Origin of the sequence: Pseudomonas sp. I3-I5, assembly GCF_022699445.1 — a bacterium.
GTDB lineage: Bacteria > Pseudomonadota > Gammaproteobacteria > Pseudomonadales > Pseudomonadaceae > Aquipseudomonas > Aquipseudomonas fulva.
Genome location: NZ_CP093940.1, coordinates 4525072 through 4544360 on the forward strand (window position 1 = coordinate 4525072; position 19289 = coordinate 4544360).

At 62.4% G+C, this 19289-nt stretch carries 17 protein-coding genes; 8 read left to right on the top strand and 9 right to left on the bottom strand.

Annotation, left to right across the window (positions count from 1 at the left end; all coding sequences use genetic code 11):
- Positions 1-58: 58 nt before the first annotated feature.
- Both MOP87_RS20325 and glnK read right to left on the bottom strand, forming a co-directional pair.
- Entirely contained in the window at positions 59-1390 is a 1332-nt protein-coding gene (locus tag MOP87_RS20325; RefSeq protein ID WP_023532646.1) for an ammonium transporter, read from the bottom strand.
- Between the two features lie 47 nt (positions 1391-1437).
- A complete protein-coding gene (gene glnK, locus MOP87_RS20330; protein WP_002555808.1) occupies positions 1438-1776 on the bottom strand; it encodes a P-II family nitrogen regulator in 339 nt (112 codons plus the stop codon).
- A 363-nt stretch (positions 1777-2139) separates the two neighbouring features.
- On the opposite strand from glnK, the gene MOP87_RS20335 reads away from it, so the two are divergent.
- On the top strand, positions 2140-2397 hold the full coding sequence (locus MOP87_RS20335; RefSeq protein ID WP_027913405.1) for an accessory factor UbiK family protein: 258 nt from the start codon (positions 2140-2142) through the stop codon (positions 2395-2397).
- Between the two features lie 35 nt (positions 2398-2432).
- Here the strand turns inward: MOP87_RS20335 and MOP87_RS20340 are convergent, their stop codons facing one another.
- Positions 2433-4442 (bottom strand): DUF4034 domain-containing protein, encoded by a 2010-nt coding sequence (locus MOP87_RS20340; RefSeq protein ID WP_110606422.1) that lies wholly within the window; start codon positions 4440-4442, stop codon positions 2433-2435.
- Between the two features lie 232 nt (positions 4443-4674).
- Between MOP87_RS20340 and MOP87_RS20345 the strand changes: the two genes are divergently transcribed.
- The 6 genes from MOP87_RS20345 (at position 4675) to MOP87_RS20370 (ending at position 10211) form a co-directional block, all read left to right on the top strand.
- Complete coding sequence (locus tag MOP87_RS20345) at positions 4675-6165, top strand: YifB family Mg chelatase-like AAA ATPase (RefSeq protein ID WP_242809936.1); 1491 nt, start codon at positions 4675-4677, stop codon at positions 6163-6165.
- A gap of 212 nt (positions 6166-6377) precedes the next feature.
- Positions 6378-6845: a helix-turn-helix domain-containing protein gene (locus MOP87_RS20350; RefSeq protein WP_242809937.1), complete on the top strand. Its 468-nt coding sequence runs from the start codon at positions 6378-6380 to the stop codon at positions 6843-6845.
- A complete protein-coding gene (locus tag MOP87_RS20355) occupies positions 6842-7417 on the top strand; it encodes a PIN domain-containing protein (RefSeq protein ID WP_242809938.1) in 576 nt (191 codons plus the stop codon). The genes MOP87_RS20350 and MOP87_RS20355 overlap by 4 nt, the downstream gene beginning before the upstream one ends.
- Positions 7418-7597: 180 nt before the next feature.
- On the top strand, positions 7598-8374 hold the full coding sequence (locus MOP87_RS20360; protein ID WP_027913400.1) for an alpha/beta hydrolase: 777 nt from the start codon (positions 7598-7600) through the stop codon (positions 8372-8374).
- Positions 8374-9171 carry an SDR family oxidoreductase gene (locus tag MOP87_RS20365; RefSeq protein WP_028686766.1) on the top strand — a complete coding sequence of 266 codons (798 nt, stop codon included), beginning with the start codon at positions 8374-8376 and terminating at the stop codon, positions 9169-9171. Before MOP87_RS20360 ends, MOP87_RS20365 begins: the two co-directional genes overlap by 1 nt.
- Positions 9172-9299: 128 nt before the next feature.
- Positions 9300-10211 (top strand): LysR substrate-binding domain-containing protein, encoded by a 912-nt coding sequence (locus MOP87_RS20370; RefSeq protein WP_110606350.1) that lies wholly within the window; start codon positions 9300-9302, stop codon positions 10209-10211.
- 285 nt (positions 10212-10496) lie between these two features.
- On the opposite strand, the gene MOP87_RS20375 is transcribed toward MOP87_RS20370, so the two are convergent.
- The 4 genes from MOP87_RS20375 to ycaC form a co-directional block, all read right to left on the bottom strand.
- Entirely contained in the window at positions 10497-12338 is a 1842-nt protein-coding gene (locus tag MOP87_RS20375; protein WP_049695298.1) for an amidohydrolase, read from the bottom strand.
- 71 nt (positions 12339-12409) lie between these two features.
- A complete protein-coding gene (locus MOP87_RS20380; protein ID WP_027913397.1) occupies positions 12410-13228 on the bottom strand; it encodes an alpha/beta hydrolase in 819 nt (272 codons plus the stop codon).
- Positions 13229-13265: 37 nt separating this feature from the next.
- Positions 13266-13832, bottom strand: a complete 567-nt coding sequence (locus MOP87_RS20385; RefSeq protein WP_027913396.1) for an antibiotic biosynthesis monooxygenase — start codon at positions 13830-13832, stop codon at positions 13266-13268.
- A gap of 113 nt (positions 13833-13945) precedes the next feature.
- Positions 13946-14575, bottom strand: coding sequence for an isochorismate family cysteine hydrolase YcaC (gene ycaC, locus MOP87_RS20390; RefSeq protein WP_027913395.1), 630 nt, complete (start codon positions 14573-14575; stop codon positions 13946-13948).
- 234 nt (positions 14576-14809) lie between these two features.
- Between ycaC and MOP87_RS20395 the strand changes: the two genes are divergently transcribed.
- Positions 14810-16237: a mechanosensitive ion channel family protein gene (locus MOP87_RS20395; RefSeq protein WP_027913394.1), complete on the top strand. Its 1428-nt coding sequence runs from the start codon at positions 14810-14812 to the stop codon at positions 16235-16237.
- Between the two features lie 29 nt (positions 16238-16266).
- Here MOP87_RS20395 and MOP87_RS20400 read toward each other — a convergent pair whose 3' ends face one another.
- Both MOP87_RS20400 and MOP87_RS20405 read right to left on the bottom strand, forming a co-directional pair.
- Positions 16267-17553, bottom strand: coding sequence for an FAD-binding oxidoreductase (locus tag MOP87_RS20400; protein WP_242809939.1), 1287 nt, complete (start codon positions 17551-17553; stop codon positions 16267-16269).
- Between the two features lie 159 nt (positions 17554-17712).
- Entirely contained in the window at positions 17713-19203 is a 1491-nt protein-coding gene (locus MOP87_RS20405) for an aldehyde dehydrogenase family protein (RefSeq protein ID WP_145278799.1), read from the bottom strand.
- Positions 19204-19289 lie beyond the last annotated feature (86 nt).

Here is a 19289-nt window from a genome sequence, read left to right on the forward strand (position 1 = left end):
CTTAAACACAAGACGAAAAAATGCCCGGCGAGCCGGGCACATTTCTGCAGCGTCGTTGTTAGAGGTTGTAGCCGCGTTCGTTGTGCTGCGCCAGATCCAGACCAACGGATTCTTCTTCTTCGTTGACCCGAAGCCCCATCACCAGGTCCAGGACCTTGAGGATGATGTAGGTGACGATGGCGGTGTAGGCCACGGTGAAGATCACGCCTTTGGCCTGCACCCAGACCTGCATGCCGATATCGGTGACCGCGCCGAAGCCACCCAGCGCCGGGGCTGCGAACACGCCGGTCAGGATGGCGCCGACGATACCGCCGATGCCGTGTACGCCAAACGCATCCAGGGAGTCGTCGTAGCCCAGCTTGCGCTTGAGGCTGGTGGCGCAGAAGTAGCAGATCACGCCCGATGCCAGCCCGATGACCAGCGCGCCCATCGGCCCCACCGTGCCCGCTGCTGGCGTGATGGCAACCAGGCCAGCGACCACGCCCGAGGCGATACCCAGCGCACTGGGCTTACCGTGACCGATCCATTCGGCGAACATCCAGCCCAATGCCGCGGCAGCCGTGGCGATCTGGGTGACCAGCATGGCCATGCCCGCAGTGCCGTTGGCCGCAGCCGCCGAACCTGCGTTGAAACCGAACCAGCCGATCCACAGCATGGCCGCACCCATCAGCGTATAGCCCAGGTTGTGCGGTGCCATGGGTGTGGTCGGGTAGCCTTTACGCTTGCCCAGTACCAGGCAGCAGACCAGGCCTGCGATACCGGCGTTGATGTGCACGACGGTGCCGCCCGCGAAGTCCAGCACGCCCCAATCCCACATCAGGGCACCGTCACCGCTCCACACCATGTGGGCGATCGGGGCATAGACGAGGGTGAACCAGATGCCCATGAACACCAGCATGGCCGAGAACTTCATGCGTTCGGCGAAGGCACCCACGATCAAGGCTGGGGTGATGATGGCGAACGTCATCTGGAAGGTGATGAACACCGCTTCAGGGAACAGCGCCGTGGCCGAGGTCAGGCTGTCAGGCGTCACGCCGCTGAGAAATGCCTTGGAGAAGCCGCCGACGAAGGAGTTGAAATTGAGTACGCCCTTCTCCATACCGGTGGTATCGAAGGCCATGCTGTACCCGTAGACGACCCAGAGAATGCTCATCAAGCCAGTGATGGCGAAGCACTGCATCATCACCGACAGCACGTTCTTGGAGCGCACCATGCCGCCGTAGAACAGCGCCAGGCCTGGGATGGTCATGAACAGCACGAGCGCCGTGGCGGTGAGCATCCAGGCGGTGTCGCCGGAGTTGAGTGCTGGCGCGGCCTCCTCTGCAAGGGCGAGCCCTGGCATGACGAAGGACAATAGGGCTCCTAGCCCTGCGATCTTACGCAGAGTCATGTTGTTTTCTCCTGGGGCGTTGGGTTTGGTGAGGCTTGTGTTGCTGCTTAGATCGCGTCGGTATCGGTCTCGCCGGTACGGATGCGGATCGCCTGCTCCAGATTCACCACGAAGATCTTGCCGTCACCGATCTTGCCGGTGTTGGCAGCCTTGGTGATGGCCTCGATTACCCGATCCAGGTCTTTGTCATCGATAGCAACATCGATCTTCACCTTGGGCAGGAAATCGACCACGTATTCGGCACCGCGATACAGTTCGGTGTGACCCTTTTGACGCCCGAAGCCTTTGACTTCGGTGACGGTGATGCCCTGCACGCCGATTTCCGACAGTGACTCGCGCACGTCGTCCAGCTTGAACGGCTTGATGATGGCTGTGACTAGCTTCATGAAACTCTCTCCCGATTTGGTGGACTTGCCCCAGGAAAACAAACCCGTCTCAAGTCTAAGCGCAGCGGTTGCCTTTTGTAACGCGTCGTCGGCATGCGCACTGCCTGGTCACAAGGAACTGCATCAGTGCATGGCTCGCTTAGCACTTTGCAGAAACCTTGCCAGGTCTGTGAACACCAGGGAAATCAGGGGTTTGGCCCGACGTTACAGCTTTGGCTAATCGCCAGCACTCAACCTGTGCACCCATACGGTGCGAGGCTGGTTCAGGCTTTGCGCGAAAAACGTGCAACACCGCCTCGTCATGGGAGGCACAAGGGTGCGTGCTACACTGGCCGCCATTTCTCGACACTGGTGGACACCCTCATGCTCGCGCCCAAAGCCCTTCTCGACGCCCTGAGCGACCAGGCCTCGCGCCTGTTCAGCAGCGACAACACCCAGCCTCGGGCCGAGCTGGAAAGCCAGTTCAAGGCCTTGATGCAAGGCGCTTTGAGCAAGCTCGACGTGGTCAGCCGCGAGGAGTTCGACAGTCAGATGGTGGTGCTGGCACGCACCCGGGCTCGCCTGGAGGCGCTGGAACAACAAGTCGCAGAACTCGAAGCGCGCCTGGAAGGCAAGCGCTGACACCAAAGCTGCGTGACCCAGCCTCCTATCGACTTTCAGCGAGCTTCAAGCCTGCTGGCCGGTCGATCCAGGCCAGGTTTGGGCGGCAGTTCGCTGGGGCGTAGGGTGCCCCGGAACAACGCGGCGCCGTATTGCGTGAACAGCGTCCGTACCCTGTTGCGCGAATTGAGGACTTCGGCGTGAATGTCTTCGATGGCTGTGTCGCCAGGTCGCAGGCTCGCCGCATGGGTCACCCACTCAATGGCTGCATAGCGGCTTTGCCTGCGTGTACCTTGCCCCTGCATCCAGGCAAGCCCCAGCTCGGCACTGGCACGTGCTGCAATAGCGCTGTCCGGGTGCTCCACCAGGCTCAGCAAGTAGGCGACCGCCTCGGCTCGCTCACGCGGCTGGCCAAACTGGCGCAGCAATATGCCCAGGTGCAACCGTGCGCAGGCATTGGTCTGAGCATTGCCCAGGGCGTCTATCAACAGGCGCCTGACCTCGAGCATTTTTTCTCGATCACCCAGGTTCGTCCCCCCTTGCATCTGCAAGCAGGCCAACCGGTATTTGGCCTGGCGACTCCCTGTCTGGACGGCGCGCAGCAACCATTGCTCAGCCACTTCACAGTCCCTGTATCGCCCAGGGGTATCGCTCCACTCACCCTGGTGAAGCTCGAACAGGCTCAACGCCGCACCTGACAGGGCTTGCTCGGCACCGCCTTGAAGCAAATAGTAGGCAACCTCATGCCGATCATGGGACCAGAGCAAGCGGGCCAGTTCCAGGATTTTCAGGCCGGGAGCCTGACCCGCCCGCTGGCGCTTGATCGCAATCGTCAGCCAGCGTTTGGCTTGATCGCCGCTGCGCGCCAGGCCCCACAAGCCAAAGTGATGTCCCGCGGCCCGCAGCGCGCAGGCAGCGGCGTGGGAGCGGCCATCGCTCAGGCGAAGAATCGCGGTATTGAGCAGTGCCTGCTCGTGCGCAGTGCTGCGTGTCAAAGCCGTGATGACCAAATGCCGAAGCGGTGGTCCCAGCGCCTGGATGCCGCCCAGGTCGGCAGGGCATGCAAGGCTTTGGGTAAAATCGGCCAGTGCCTTGTCATGGTCGCCCCAAACGCTCGCCTGCAACGCACCGCGCCATGCCAGCAATACGGCAGTCTCCCTAGGCCGCAGTGGGCGCACGGCCCAGTCTTCGAACAATTGCTGGTACTTGGCCACTGCGCTTGGGCGTTCGGCACTTGGGCGTTTCAAGCGTGCTTCCACGGCCATCCATCGCAGCGCGTTGCGCAACGGCTCGCTCCAGCCCCGGCAAGCCGGCATGTTGACCAACCGTTCTATGGACTCGACTTGCCCACGTCGGTCCTGCAATAGATACAACGCGTGGGCCTTGATGGCCTCGAAGCAGCCCGGCCGTGCGGCCAGTGCCTGGCTCAGCCAATAGGCCTGCGGCTCCTGGCGCTCTGTGCGCGGCTCAAGTCCATCGGGCAACATCCGAGGCAGCTCGGCCAAAGGCATCACGCCATGCCTGACCAAATACGGTGCGGCAGCCTCCTGCACCTCCACGTCCGCATGTGTACTGGGCCTGAAGCGGGCTGGCTGCTCATTGAACAGCTCGACCAGCCAGCCCGGCTCGCGAAACCTGGCACTGAGCAACTGCAAGCCTATGGCAGCCGCGACCGGCCGCTGCGAACGGGCCAAGGCTCTGAGTAAATGGGCAGTGGCGGTTTCGCACATTTGCTCGATCGCCAGCCAGCGTGCCGGTGTGCGGGCGCCGCCTTGGTCCACCTGGCAGGCACGGCTAAGGCAGTAGAAGCCCATGACGACCTGCGGGTGATAGGCCCTGGGGCAAGCATCGATCCAGGCGCGAAGCACTTGGCTCAGCGCCCTGTCCCCCTGGTCCGGGTCGACCAGCAGATGGCTCTCGACGGCTGAGAGATAGGCCGGGAACTCACCCGGGGGCGCTTGGTACCAGCGAGCCTCCAGGGAATCGAAATAGCGATTGAGCTCGACGAACGCGTTGGTCTGAACCAGTTCGCGAATAACCTCACGGGTGTGGGTGAGCGTTTGCACAGCGCAATACCTCAAGTCCATTTCAAGGTCGAAGCGGTGCCATCCCATGGCATCGGTGGTTTGCTTGAACAACACTAAGCCAAAGAAGGCCGCTGCGCAAAACTATTGGATCCATTTCTAGGCGGTGCACAGGTAGAAATGATCAGAAGCACACTGGCATCCCTTGCCCCGTCTCGGCTCGCTATGCTGGGTCCATCCGCAGGAAGCGGTCTTGGCAGCGAATGGAGCGCCCATGTCTTTAGCCCTTGTTCACAGCCGCGCCCAGGTAGGCGTGCAGGCCCCGGCCGTCAGCGTTGAAACCCACCTGGCCAATGGCTTGCCTCATCTCACACTGGTCGGCTTGCCCGAAACCACGGTCAAGGAAAGCAAGGACCGCGTGCGCAGTGCCATCGTCAACAGTGGCCTGAACTACCCAGCCCGGCGCATCACGCAAAACCTCGCTCCGGCCGACCTGCCCAAGGACGGTGGCCGCTACGACCTGGCCATCGCCCTGGGCATCCTGGCGGCCGATGCCCAGGTGCCCGTGGCCACCCTGGCCGAGCTCGAATGCCTGGGCGAGCTGGCACTGTCGGGCGCGTTGCGGCCGGTACAGGGCGTCTTGCCCGCAGCGCTTGCCGCACGCCAGGCGGGGCGGGCACTGGTAGTGCCCCGTGAAAATGCCGAGGAAGCCAGCCTTGCCAGTGGCCTGGTGGTGTATGCCGTAGGCCATCTATTGGAGCTGGTGGCCCACCTGAACGGACAGGTACCGCTAGCTGCCTATGCCGCCAATGGCTTGCTCCTGAACCCTTGCCCCTATCCCGACCTGAGCGAGGTGCAGGGGCAACTGGCGGCCAAACGCGCGCTGCTACTGGCCGCTGCCGGGGCGCACAACCTGCTTTTCACCGGGCCGCCAGGTACTGGCAAAACCTTGTTGGCCAGCCGCCTGCCGGGCCTGCTGCCACCGCTGGATGAGCATGAAGCGCTGGAGGTCGCCGCCATCCAGTCGGTCAGCGGGCACACCCCGCTGAACAGCTGGCCACAACGGCCGTTTCGCCACCCTCATCATTCCGCCTCCGGACCTGCGCTGGTGGGTGGCGGAAGCCGGCCGCAGCCCGGGGAAATCACCTTGGCCCACCACGGGGTGCTGTTTCTGGACGAGTTGCCCGAATTCGAGCGCCGGGTACTGGAAGTGCTGCGTGAACCCCTGGAATCTGGCGAGATCGTAATCGCCAGGGCGCGGGATAAAGTGCGCTTTCCCGCCCGCTTTCAGCTCGTCGCTGCCATGAACCCCTGCCCTTGCGGCTACCTGGGCGACCCTACAGGGCGATGCCGCTGCAGCACCGAGCAGATATCCCGTTATCGCAACAAACTGTCAGGCCCGCTACTGGACCGGATCGACTTGCACCTGACCGTGGCGCGCGAGAGCACCACGCTCAACAACCAGCCTTGCGGGCAAAGCAGCGCCGACGTCGCCCTTCAAGTCGCGCACGCCCGGGAGGTGCAACAACGTCGGCAAGGGTGCGCCAATGCATTTCTCAACCTCGATGGCCTGCGCCAGCACTGTAGCTTGGCAGCACCTGATCAGGCTTGGTTGGAAGGCGCCTGTGAACGATTGACGTTGTCGCTGCGAGCAGCACACCGATTGCTCAAGGTCGCCAGAACACTGGCAGACCTCGAGGGATGCACGGCAATTGGCCGGGCGCACCTGGCTGAGGCCCTGCAGTACCGTCCCGGGAGTGGTTGAGAGGCGAACGCGGTAGCTGGAAGCATTTGACCAGGCCGGAGCACCTCACCTCCTGTACATCGCATCAACCTCCAGGTGGGTAGACGCTCCTCCCCAAGCACTACTCGCCGTTTCGTTTGTTTCGAATATTGTGCATTTCGTTTGTTTCGAATATAAGTTGGCTATCTGTCGTACTAGGCGCCGGAATTCTTTTTAACGACTGGAGACAACCCATGACTACCGCCGATCTCGCTCAAGCCATCCTTCCAGATGAAAAAGCGATCACCGCGGCTATTGAGTCAAGCCGCCAGATTGCCGCGTTCGTCTCAACCAAGTTGGATACTCAGCGCATTGAGTTGGTAGATGAAGCCCAGCAACGGCAGACTGTTGAACTGCCAACGTTCGCGCTCAGATTGCTTGGCGACATACTCAACGAGCTGGCCTTGGGCAACACCGTAAAGGTGGTGCCTATCCATGCGGAACTGACCACCCAGGAGGGCGCCGATATGCTCAGTGTCTCGCGTCCTCACCTGGTCAAGCTGCTGGATGAGGGGCTAATCCCACACACCAAAACCGGCAGCCACCGCCGTGTAAAATTTACTGACCTAATGGCCTACAAGGCCGATCGTGATAAAGCAAGCCAGGCCGCCATGGATGAACTGGCTGCACAAGCCCAAGAACTTAATATGGGCTATCAATGAGGCACTCACCTTTTACAGTTATCTACGACGCCTGCGTGCTTTATCCAGCACCATTGCGTGACCTATTGATGCATCTGGCTCTGACTGGCGTGTATCGCGCGCGCGGGTCCGAGCAAATCCACGATGAATGGACACGAAACGTGTTAAGAAGCCGTCCCGACGTGTCAGAAACACAGCTTTATCGCACAGTCGGACTCATGAATCGGGCGATTCCTGACTCTCTGGTAAATGACTACGAGCCACTTGTGCAGGGGCTTGACCTTCCAGACGAAGACGATAGACACGTCTTGGCAGCAGCGATCAAATGTGGCGCCTCGGTGATTGTCACGTACAACCTCAAAGATTTTCCGACCGAGATTCTGAAACGTTTTGAGATCGAGGCGTTGCATCCCGATGTATTCCTCTCCGACATCTGGGACCTTGATCACGCAGCTGTGCTCAAGGCCGTCCAGAAGCAGCGCGCAGCCCTTAACAATCCGGTTTACTCACCCCGCGAGCTGCTGGACATCCTCCTCAAGCAGCGGCTCCCAGAGACCGTCAAGCACCTCTCGAACCACGAGCTGCTGATCTAACCATCTTGACCGGACGCACCTGGCTGAGGCCCTGCAGTACCGTCCCGGGAGTGGTTGAGGGGCGAACCCTGGTCCCCGCCCCCCCGGCAGAAACAAGGCTGTCCAGCGCCCTCAATGCCTGAATGAACTTCCCCAGCCGCTTCGCTTTCCATCTACAAAGCGAACGATTTCAGGTGCTCGATGCTCCCACACAGCCAGCAAGGCCGCGGTCCCGTTACCTTCGTGTTGATGCATTTTTTGGGTGGTTCGCACCGAACATGGTCCGCCACGGTCCCTTACCTAGACCGAGCGCATGCCTGCATCGCCCTGAACACACCCGGGTACGGCGATGCCAATGCCGTCACCGGCTATACCGTTGAAGAAATGGCCGATCAGGTCGATGCGAGCATCCGTGAGCTTGGGCTCAAGCACTGCATCCTCGTTGGCCACTCGATGACCGGCAAAGTCGCGGTCGTGCTGGCCGCTCGTCGCCCGGACTACCTTCGGGGCCTGATCCTGGTGGCCCCATCGCCTCCCGGCCCCCAGCCGATGAGCGATGAAGACCGCGACCAGCAACGGGCCTACACCGCCAGCCGGGAGCAAGCCGAAGCCTTCGTCGACGACTCGAGCTACCACAGGCTGCCCGATGCGCTGCGCGAAGTCGCCATCGCCGACGCCCAGGCCGTCAACCTTGACGCCTGGCGTGCCTGGGTCGATCACGGCAGTCGCGAGGACTGGAGCGATCGCATCGGCCTGCTGCCCTATCCGGCCCTGCTGATCTGCGGCGCCGATGACCAGCAGGTGCCCGACGCCCAAGAGCAGCGGCGTACCACCTTGTCGCACTTCCCCAACGGCACCTTGCTTACCCTGCCCGGTGCGGGCCACCTGATGCCTTACCAGACCCCTCAGGCATTGGCCGAGCCGATGCTTGATTTCGCAAGACCAATCGCTGCTGAACTTTCCCTGGGAGATCGTTGATGGATTTAGGTTTGAAAAACCGTGTGGCCCTGATCAGCGGCGCAGCTGGCGGCATTGGCCTGGCCACTGCCCACCTCCTCGCCGAGGAAGGTGTGAAGCTGGTGTTGACTGACATCGACCAGGACAAGCTCGAAGATGCCGTCAAGGCGCTGGGTGGCGCGCCCTTGCTCATCGCGGCGGACATGACCAGTCAGGACGAGGTGGATAACTTGGTCCGGCAAGCCGAAGAGCGTTATGGCCAGGTGGATATCGTGGTGCATACCACGGGGGTAACAGGCGCCAAAGGCGACCCGCTGGAAATGAAGGACGAGGATTACCAGGAAGCCTGGGATACCGACTTCTTCACCGCCGTGCGCGTGGCGCGGGCCACCGTTCCGGCGATGCGCAAACGGGGCTGGGGGCGGTTGGTGTGCATCACCTCCGAGAATGCCGTGCAGCCTTACTGGGAAGAGGCGGTGTACAACGTCGCCAAGGCCGCACTGGCCGCGTTCATCAAGAACCTGTCCTACAAGGAAGCGGCGCATGGGGTGCTGTGCAACACGGTATCGCCGGCATTTATTGAAACCAACATGACCGATGGCATGATGAAGCAGCGCGCCGAAGAGAAAGGCGTGAGCTTCGAGGAGGCCATCGAAAGCTTCCTGGAAGAGGAACGACCCGGCATCGTACAGAAGCGCCGAGGTAAGCCAGAAGAGGTCGCGGCCGCGATCGCGCTGCTGGTTTCGGAGCGGGCTTCGTTCATCAATGGCAGCAACCTGCGGGTCGATGGCGGCTCGGTGCAAAGCGTCCAGAACTGAACCTGCACTGGCGCTCGGGCCAGGGCAAGCACGCACGCGCTGCGGCCCAAGCGCCAGATGCGGCATCCAGCTTCCAGGAACGCTAAACTGCGCAGGCCGCCCTTGGCGGGTTCTGTGGAGACGCATTCTTGGAAGACCTCAACTCGCTCTACTACTTCACGCAGGTGGTCGAGCACGGTGGCTTCGCCCCGGCGGGTCGGGCGCTGAACATGCCAAAGTCGAAACTCAGCCGACGCATTGCCGAGCTCGAAGAGCGTCTGGGCGTGCGCTTGCTGCAGCGCACCAGCCGCCACTTCGCACTGACCGAGATCGGCCAGGCTTATTACAACCGCTGCCTGGCCATGCGCGTCGAAGCCGAGGGTGCGGCCGAGATCATCGAGCGCAACCGCAGCGAACCACGAGGGCTGGTGCGCATCAGTTGCCCGACCACCCTGCTCAACGCTTGGGTCGGGCCGATGTTGACGCGCTACATGCTCAAGTACCCGCAGGTGGAGCTGTTCATCGAAAGCACCAACCGGCGCGTCGATCTCTTGCATGAAGGCTTCGACATTGCCCTGCGTGTTCGTTTTCCGCCGCTGGAAAACACGGACATGGTGATGAAGGTGCTGAGCGACAGCACCCAGTGCCTGGTAGGCCATCCCCACCACCTGGCGCAATTGCCCGACGGTTTCGATCCTCAGCTACTGGGCACGCTGCCCAGCCTGCATTGGGGCAGTGCCCAGCGGGAGTATCACTGGGAGCTGTCCCGAGACGGTGACAACAACCAGAGCATCGTCATACCGCACATGCCGCGCATGGTCACCGACGACCTGTTCGCCCTGCGCCATTTCGTAGTGGCGGGTATCGGCATTGCGCACCTGCCACGGGTGGCCGTGCGTGACGACCTGGCAGCGGGCCGCCTGGTGGAGTTGCTGCCAGGCTGGTACCCGCGCAGTGGCATCGTGCACGCGATCTTCCCCTCACGACGCGGCTTGCTGCCTTCGGTGCGGGCATTGATCGATCACCTGGCGGACGAATTTGCGCTTTGCGACATGGCTTGAGGTTCGAGCCTGCAACGCCCATGGCGAGCGCCCAAAATGTCCCGCCGCTACAGTTTCAGGGGGAGTGGGCGGCTGGTGATGGGGGCGCTCACTGATCGCGATGGGCCGCAAAGCGGCCCCGGCAAGATGAGCTGCCAAGCTGAAATCTTGGGGCCGCTGTGCGGCCCATTGCGGTCGGTTCGTCGCCCCGGCAAGGCCGCTTTCACAGAGTTAAGCGGGTTGAGGCCTGCGCTGTACTTGCAGGCTGGCTGCAACGGGTTGCTGCACAGCCCTCAGCATCTCGGCCTAGAAGGCAAAGCACGAGCACCCCAGCGCGCCCCAGAACCCCTGGAAGTCATTGACCGGCACGCTGGAATGCCGGGCCTTTTCATGGCTGTGGGCATGGACACCGCACGGGCCCGAGCACTGGTGTGCCATGGCTGCCAGCGAGGGGGTGCCCACGCGCCAGTGGCCGGGCACCTTGGCGACCGGTGACCACTCAGGCAACACAGGCACCTGCGGTGGCCCCAGCTTGTCGAACTCGGCGGCGCCGTACACGACCTTGCCGTCTACCAGGGTGAGCACCGACTCGATACCCTTGATCGCCTCTTCCTCCACCGAGAAGAAATCCTGCGACAGCGCCGCCAGGTCGGCGAGCTGACCGACCTTGATCTGCCCCTTCTTGCCCTGCTCACTGGAAAACCAGGCACTGCCTTGGGTGAACAGCTGCAAGGCCGTGTCCCGGCTCAACCCTTCGGGATACAGTGCCATGCCGCCAACGGTCTTGCCGCTGACCAGCCAGTACAGCGAAGTCCACGGGTTGTAGCTGGACACGCGGGTCGCATCGGTGCCCGCCCCTACCGGCACCCCCATCTCCAGCATGCGCTTGATCGGTGGTGTCTGCTGCGCCGCTTGGGCGCCATAGCGGTCGACGAAATACTCGCCCTGGAAGGCCATGCGGTCCTGAATGGCAATGCCGCCACCCAGGGCGCGTACCCGCTCGATGTTACGGGGCGTGATGGTTTCGGCATGATCGAAGAACCACGGCAAGCCGTTGAACGGTACGTCGCGGTTGACCTTCTCGAACACGTCGAGCATGCGTGTGATCGACTCGTCATAGGTCGCATGCAGACGGAACGGCCAGCGTTGCTCGACCAAGTGCCGCACCACCGGCTCCAGTTCTTGCTCCATGGTCTGCGGCAGGTCCGGGCGCGGTTCCAGAAAGTCTTCGAAGTCAGCCGCCGAGAACACCAGCATTTCGCCCGCACCGTTGTGACGCAGGAAATCGGTGCCACTGTGCAGCTTGACGCTGGCAGTCCACTTGCGGAAATCGTCCAGCTCTTCCTTGGGCTTCTGGGTAAACAGGTTGTAGGCGATGCGCACCGTCAGTTGACCCTTGTCGGCCAGCTCCTGGATCACCGAATAATCGTCCGGGAAATTCTGGTAGCCGCCACCGGCATCGATGGCGCTGGTCAGCCCCAATCGGTTCAGTTCGCGCATGAACTGGCGCGTGGAGTTGACCTGGTATTCGAGTGGCAGCTTGGGGCCTTTTGCCAGCGTGGCGTAGAGAATCATGGCGTTCGGCCGCGCGATCAGCATGCCCGTGGGATTGCCGAACGTGTCACGCTGGATTTCCCCGCCAGGCGGATTGGGCGTGGTCTTGTCATAGCCCACAGCCTTGAGCGCTGCACGATTGAGCAACGCCCGGTCGTACAGGTGCAGCAGGAACACCGGGGTATCCGGGGCAGCCTGGTTGATTTCCTCGAGGGTGGGCATGCGCTTTTCGGCGAACTGGAACTCGTTCCAGCCACCCACCACCCTGACCCATTGCGGGGTCGGCGTACGTGCGGCTTGGTCCTTGAGCATGCGCAGGGCATCGGCCACCGACGGCACCCCTTCCCAGCGCAGCTCCAAGTTGTAGTTGAGGCCCCCGCGGATCAGGTGCAGGTGCGAGTCGTTGAGCCCGGGAATGACGGTGCGCCGGCGCAGGTCGACAATCTGAGTGGCCGTTCCTTTGTGGGCCATGGCCTCGGCATCGCTGCCCACGGCGATAAAACGGCCATCCTTGATGGCCACGGCGGTGGCGTTGGGGTTCTCGCGGTCGACGGTGTGCAGCTTGCCGTTGAACAGAATCAGATCGGCGTCCATAGGGCCTCCTTGGAATGGAGTTCATAGGTCAGGCGCAGCGGCGTCGTCGCGACGCCGCTTGCCTGTCTGGCTCAGCGCTGGAGAAACGCCAGCAGGTCTTCGTTCAGTTGTTGCGCATGGGTCACTGCGAACCCATGCGGCGCACCGGCATACACTTTCAACTCGGCGCCGGCGATCAACTGCGCAGCGCGCTTGCCGGTGGTCTCGAAGGGCACGACCTGGTCGGCGTCGCCGTGAATCACCAAGGTCGGCACGTCGACCTTGGCTAGGTCCTGCCGGAAATCGGTCTGCGAGAACGCCGTCACGCAGTCCAGCGTGGCCTTGAGCGAGGCCAGCAGCGCGATGTTCAAGGTCTGCGTCTGCACGCCCTGGGACACCTGCTGCCCCTGGTTCAGCCCGTAAAACGGGGCCGCGAAGTCGGCGATGAACTGGGCGCGGTCGGCCCGCAGCCCGGCCTCGATCCCTTCGAACACCGACAGGTCCACCCCGTCCGGATTGTCTGCGCGCTTGCCAAATACAGGCGTGACGGCCCCCAGCAGCACCAGCCCGGCCACCCGCCCGGTACCGTGGCGACCGATATAGCGGCTGACATCACCGCCCCCCATCGAAAAGCCCACCAGGGTGACCTCACGCAGGTCCAGGTGCTCGATCAATTGCGCGATGTCATCGGCGAAGGTGTCATAGTCGTAGCCGGTCCACGGCTGGCTCGACCGCCCAAAGCCACGGCGGTCAAAGGCGATGGTCCGGTAGCCGCGGCTGGCCAGGTACTCCATCTGCGTGTCCCACATGTCGGCATCCAGCGGCCAACCATGGCTGAACAGTACCGGCTTGCCAGTACCCCAGTCCTTGAAATAGATCGAAGTGCCATCACGCGTTTGGAACGTGCTCATATCGGTATCTCCTAGTGGTACGTGGAAAAAGGCTTGTTCAGCCGCGCAGCCAATGGGCGCAACGGCGGGTGATCCAGGGCATGATGTAGAACACCACAGGCAAGATGACAAACAGGTTACCGATCAGGGTGCCTCTGACCGGGCCAGCCAGTTGTGGCAAACGTTCGAATAACGGGGCCAGCAGGTGCGGCACCACCAACGTCATCGGGCAGATCACCAGGTACGTCAGCACCGCCTGTTTCCAACGCGGTGGTGGTACGGCGCGGGTGCCGGGTGGTGTGAACCAGAATTCCGGGTCCTCATGGACCTGAGGGCTGTCACCACCGTCGAGCAGCGGCAGCACGTCCCGGACCATCGCCTGGCGTTCTGCTGAGTTGACCCACGCCTGCAACAGGTCGGCGTTGGCGAACCGGACCACGGTGGTGAAGTGTAGACCGCCCTCATCGGGTCGAATGACATTGACGTCCAAGTGCCCCGCCTGGCGGCGGGCGGTGCCTACTGCATGCTTGAGCCACACTTCGTAGTCGTTCAGTGACGCGGCGCGGACCTTGTGCTGGATCACCAGGGTAACCACGTCGCGGTTGTCTTGGGCGGCGGTGTTCATCTGCATTCCTTGGGCTGAGCCTGCCCGCTTGCGCTGGGCAACAGTGGATGGGCTGAACGTTATCGAGGTGTGCGGCCCGGCGGGCACCGGCCGGGGTGCCCGCGGCGATGGGGTTACTTGCTGGCGTTGAAGGCGTTGTAGCTGGTCATCAGGTTGCGGTAGTCAGGGATATGGTTGGAGCACAGCGCGGCCAGGCCCTCGACGTCGTTGCGCCAGTCACGATGCAGTTCGCAGGCTACGCCGAACCAGGTCATCAACTGCGCGCCAGCACGGCTCATGCGGTCGTGGGCGGCATCGCGGGTCATGGCATTGAAGGTGCCGGACGCGTCGGTCACCACGAACACCTCGAATTCTTCCTCCAGGGCGGCCAGGGCCGGGAAGGCCACGCACACTTCGGTGACGACACCCGCGATGATCAGCTGCTTCTTGCCAGTGGCTTTCACCGCCTTGACGAAGTCTTCGTTGTCCCAGGCGTTGATCTGGCCAGGACGCGCAATGTAAGGCGCGTCCGGGAACAGGGCCTTGAGCTCTGGCACCAATGGGCCGTTGGGGCCTTGCTCGAAGCTGGTGGTCAGGATGGTCGGCAGGTTGAAGAACTTGGCCAAGTCCGCCAGGGCCAGCACATTGTTCTTGAAGGTGTCGGGCTCAATATCGCGCACCAGCGACAGCAACCCAGCCTGGTGATCGACCAGCAGAACGGCAGCGTCGTCTTTGTTCAGGCGGTTGTATTTGAATTGAGTCATGGCGGTAGCTCCAGTAGTCGTGATTTGCAGTAGGTGGGGTGTTTCGCGTTGATGGGAGAAGATTAAAACCATCCAGTTTTCGGCGGTAGATAGCGTTTTTTGGCTTTAGCGTTCTATTTTGTGAACGATGGTTCAGCGCCCTGTAGGGCCGGTTCTATGCAACGCCATGCCCATTGCCTCCTGCGTGAACCTGCTCTATTACTACCGGCAGCCCTTCCCTGTCCCGAGACCATCATGCTGGCGTTCATCCAGTCCTCCCCACTGCTGCTCGGCACCACCTTGTTGCTGCTCGACTTGATCGTTTGGCAGCTGATCCCGGCACAGCGCCATGCCTGGCGAATAGCCGCGCGGCTGACCCTGTTCCTGCTCTTCAGCCTGGTGCTGGTGGCGGCAGGGATGAGCCCGCTACAGCCCGCGCCCTGGGCCGACGACGTTGCCCGTAACTTGTTGGCCACGGTGCTTGCCATCGCCTGGTGGCTGTTTGGCGCGCGCACCGTCACGGTGGTTTTCGGCCTGCTGTTGGTGGCGCGCGGCAGCCACGGCGGCCGGTTGCTGCAGGATGTGCTCGGGGCGTTGATCTTCATCGCCGCGGTGGTGGCGGCGGCCGGCTATGTACTGCAATTGCCCGTCAAAGGGCTGCTGGCCACATCGGGAGTGATGGCCATCGTCATCGGCCTGGCCTTGCAGAGCACCCTGGCGGACGTGTTCAGCGGCATCGTGCTCAACACCACGCGGCCCTATCAGATCGGTGACGCCGTTTCCATCGATGGCACGGAGGGCAAGGTGCTGGATATCGACTGGCGTGCCACGCGGCTGCTCACCAGCAGCGGTAGCCTGGCGGTCATCCCGAACTCCGTGGCTGCCAAGGCCCGCTTGCTCAACCATAGCCGTCCAACTGATGTGCATGGCGTGTCGATCAGCGTGGTCGTGCCTGCAAGCGTGCGCCCTGGCAAAGTGTTCGATGCGCTGGAAAAGGCGCTGCGCGGTACCCGTGCGCTCCTTCCTTCACCTGCCCCCAAGGTGGCCGTGAAAACCGCGACGCTCGATTCGGTGGAATACGAAGCCAGCGGTTTCATCGCCGATATGAGCGCCAAGAACGCTACGCGCAACCAGTTGTTCGACCTGGCCCATCGGCACCTGGAAGCGAACGGGGTCATCTGGAACCAGGACCTGGCGACGGCGCCGCGAAGCCGTCAACGGGAGGTGCTGGACGAAGTACGGGTGTTCCGCGCGCTGAGTGATGAAGAGCGCGACGCACTGAGCCAACACATGATCGCTGTTGAGTACCTGGCTGACACAACGATCCTGGAGGTGGGCAAGCAGTCCGAACACGTGCTGGTCATAGGGCGAGGTGTCGTATCAGCGGCGGTGCTGGAAGATGGCAAGCGCCTGGAGGCCGGACGCATGGGCCCAGGTGAAGTACTGGGTATCGACGGGCTCGTCGATGAAGACGACTCGCTGGTGGAGTTCAGAACCTTGACCAGTTGCCTGCTGTATCGCATCGACAAGCAACGGGTCAAAGCGTATCTGCAGCAGCACGGCGATGTGCAGACCGCCTTGGGCAAACTGCAACGCGTCCGACGTCAGGGTCGCGATTCGCTGCTCTTGCACAAGCCTGCTTCCATCAAGAAAGGCGGTTTCCTGAGCTGGCTGCACAAATGACGCGTCACCTGCCGTTGCGGAGCGTTGCCTTACAGCACCACGCGCAGGCACTGGCCGGCGTGGTACAGCGAGAACCCGGACTCGTAGAACGCGGTGCGCAGTGAGGTCGCGCTCACGCCTTTCATGGTCGAGAACGGTATCGGCAGGTTGGCGGCTTCCCCTTTGGACAGAAACTCGGCGAACGCCCGGCCAATGACGGTGCCAGTGGTATTGCCGCGCCCGTTATAGCCGGTGACCGCCACCAACCCTGGGGCGGGTTCGAACAAACGCATCAGGTGGTCGGGCGTAAAGTCGATGCAGCCGGTCCAGTGCATGTCCCATTCGACCTTGCCAAGCGTCGGGTAGTAGTGACGCTGGATACGGTCGGCCCAGCTGCGCACGAACCACGCGGGTTTATTGTCGACCCGGCCCAGGCTACCGAGCAGCAAACGGCCCTGATCATCGCGACGGATACTGCTGAGCACGGTGCGGGTATCCCAGGAGCCTTGGCCGTGAGGGAGTACCTTGTCGGCCTGCGCGCCCTGCAATGGCTTGGAGGCGACCTGGTAGTAATAGCCTTTGAAGAACTGCTTTTGCAGGTTGCTCCAGTCCCCTTCGGTGTAGGCGCCAGTGGAGATCACCACCTTCTCGGCGCGAACCGAACCACGTGCAGTCTGCACACGCCAGCTGTCACCTTCGCGCTTTAGGCCCTGGACTGCGGACTGCTGGAACAGCTTGCCACCCAGGCGCACCACGGCAGCTGCCAGGCCCTGAGTGTAGCCCATCGGGTTGATGGTGCCGGCGCGCCGGTCCAGCAGGGCGGCGGCGATCTTGTCGGTGCCGCAATATTCCTGGCACTGTGCGCCGGTCAGCAGTTCGACATCGGCACCGCGCCGTCGCCATTGCTCGTGGCGGGCCTGCAGATCGGCGATGCCGGTCGCGTTATGTGCCATGTGCAGGGTGCCCTGGTGCCGCGCCTGACAGTCGATGCCCAGGCGTTCGATCATGGCGAACACATCGGCCGGGGCCTGACCCAGCACCGTGTTCAACCGGCTGCCTTGTTTCTGACCCAGGGTGGCCTCGACATCATCCGGGCGAATCCAGGTACCGGCATTGACCAGACCGACATTACGGCCGGAGCCGCCGTGGCCCACTTTCCAGGCCTCCAGTACGATCACCGACTTGCCCTGCTCGAGCAGGTGAATGGCTGCTGACAATCCGGTAATGCCGCCGCCGATCACGCAGACATCGGCGTGGTACTCCCCCGCCACGGCCTGGACAGTCACGCTCGGCACGGTGACGCATTCCCACAAGCATTCTTGACGCAGTTCGGACATGGCCCGGCTCCCGCAATTTATTCTTGTTCGAGACCGCCATGCGGCCTTTCGCAGCCAAGCCCGCATGGCCAGATAGCGGTGCAAGCACACCGATCCTGATGGCCGCGGGCTTGGTCGCCCACCAGGGGCCGTGCCCCTGGTTCTACACCATTACGCTGATCAGTCGAACACGATGCCTTGCGCCAGTGGCAACTCACGGGAGTAGTTCACGGTGTTGGTCTGACGGCGCATATAGCCTTTCCAGGCATCTGAACCGGACTCACGGCCACCACCGGTCTCCTTCTCACCCCCGAACGCCCCGCCGATTTCGGCACCGCTGGTGCCGATGTTGACGTTGGCGATACCGCAATCGCTACCAGCCGCGCTCTGGAAACGCTCAGCCTCGCGTAGATCGGTGGTAAAGATGCAGGACGACAAGCCCTGCGGGACTTCGTTGTTCAGCCGCAAGGCTTCGTCGAAGTCATCGTAAGCCAGTACATAGAGAATCGGCGCGAACGTTTCATGGCGCACCACCTCGCTTTGCCCAGGCATTTCGGCAATGGCAGGCGACACGTAATAGGCATTGGGATACTGGTCGGCCAACTGACGCTCGCCCCCGAACACTTGGCCCCCTTCGTCGCGAGCCTTGGCCAGGGCGCCTTGCATGGCATCGAATGAGGCCTTGTCGATCAGGGGCCCAACCAGGTTGTCCTTGCGCGGGTCGCCAATGCGCACCTTGCCGTAGGCGGCCTTGACCCGAGCCACCACTTCGTCCTTGATCGAACGGTGCACGATGAGGCGGCGCAGCGTGGTACAGCGTTGCCCGGCAGTGCCGACTGCCGAGAAGAGAATGCCCCGCACGGCCAGGTCCAGGTCGGCGCTGGGTGCAAGGATCATGGCATTGTTGCCGCCAAGTTCCAGGATGCTGCGCCCGAAACGTGCGGCTACACGCGGCCCGACTTCACGGCCCATGCGCGTGCTGCCGGTGGCACTCACCAGGGCCACGCGGGGGTCATCGACCAGGGCTTCGCCTGCTTCACGGCCACCGATGACCAGCTGCGCGAGACCTGCCGGCGCATCGCCGAAGGCTTTCAACGCCTTGTCGAACAACGCCTGGCACGCCAGGGCGGTCAATGGCGTTTTCTCGGAGGGCTTCCACACCACCGAGTTGCCGGCCACCAGGGCCAGGGCGGTGTTCCAGGACCAGACCGCCACCGGGAAGTTGAATGCGCTGATCACACCGACCACACCCAGCGGGTGCCAGCTTTCGCGCATGTGGTGACCCGGGCGTTCGGAGGCGATGGTCAGGCCGTACAACTGGCGTGACAGCCCCACTGCAAAGTCACAGATGTCGATCATTTCCTGCACTTCGCCCAGACCTTCCTGGGTGATCTTGCCTGCCTCGATCGAAACCAGTTCACCCAGGTCTGCCTTGTGCTCGCGCAGCACTTCGCCGAACAGGCGCACCAGCTCACCCCGGCGAGGGGCTGGCACGCTGCGCCATGCCTCGAAGGCCTGCTGAGCCTGCTCGATGCGCGCGGTAGTCTCGGCTTGACCGAGCAGTGTCACCGAAGCGATCTGGCTGCCGTCGATGGGCGTGTGTACAGCGTAATCGCCTTGCGTGTAAGCCTGGGCAGCAACCCCCAGGCGCTCGAGCAATGCAGCAACCATTGGTGTTCTCCTACATCGGTGGACAGGTTGGATATGATGTGGATCAGTATTAATCCGATCAGTTAAGCGCAACAAACGACCTTTAT

Coding starts and splice junctions, on each gene's coding strand:
- MOP87_RS20325 (WP_023532646.1), bottom strand. CDS start 1,390: ATGACTCTGCGTAAGATCGCAGGGCTAGGAGCCCTATTGTCCTTCGTC.
- glnK (WP_002555808.1), bottom strand. CDS start 1,776: ATGAAGCTAGTCACAGCCATCATCAAGCCGTTCAAGCTGGACGACGTG.
- MOP87_RS20335 (WP_027913405.1), top strand. CDS start 2,140: ATGCTCGCGCCCAAAGCCCTTCTCGACGCCCTGAGCGACCAGGCCTCG.
- MOP87_RS20345 (WP_242809936.1), top strand. CDS start 4,675: ATGTCTTTAGCCCTTGTTCACAGCCGCGCCCAGGTAGGCGTGCAGGCC.
- MOP87_RS20350 (WP_242809937.1), top strand. CDS start 6,378: ATGACTACCGCCGATCTCGCTCAAGCCATCCTTCCAGATGAAAAAGCG.
- MOP87_RS20355 (WP_242809938.1), top strand. CDS start 6,842: ATGAGGCACTCACCTTTTACAGTTATCTACGACGCCTGCGTGCTTTAT.
- MOP87_RS20360 (WP_027913400.1), top strand. CDS start 7,598: ATGCTCCCACACAGCCAGCAAGGCCGCGGTCCCGTTACCTTCGTGTTG.
- MOP87_RS20365 (WP_028686766.1), top strand. CDS start 8,374: ATGGATTTAGGTTTGAAAAACCGTGTGGCCCTGATCAGCGGCGCAGCT.
- MOP87_RS20375 (WP_049695298.1), bottom strand. CDS start 12,338: ATGGACGCCGATCTGATTCTGTTCAACGGCAAGCTGCACACCGTCGAC.
- MOP87_RS20380 (WP_027913397.1), bottom strand. CDS start 13,228: ATGAGCACGTTCCAAACGCGTGATGGCACTTCGATCTATTTCAAGGAC.
- MOP87_RS20385 (WP_027913396.1), bottom strand. CDS start 13,832: ATGAACACCGCCGCCCAAGACAACCGCGACGTGGTTACCCTGGTGATC.
- ycaC (WP_027913395.1), bottom strand. CDS start 14,575: ATGACTCAATTCAAATACAACCGCCTGAACAAAGACGACGCTGCCGTT.
- MOP87_RS20395 (WP_027913394.1), top strand. CDS start 14,810: ATGCTGGCGTTCATCCAGTCCTCCCCACTGCTGCTCGGCACCACCTTG.
- MOP87_RS20400 (WP_242809939.1), bottom strand. CDS start 17,553: ATGTCCGAACTGCGTCAAGAATGCTTGTGGGAATGCGTCACCGTGCCG.
- MOP87_RS20405 (WP_145278799.1), bottom strand. CDS start 19,203: ATGGTTGCTGCATTGCTCGAGCGCCTGGGGGTTGCTGCCCAGGCTTAC.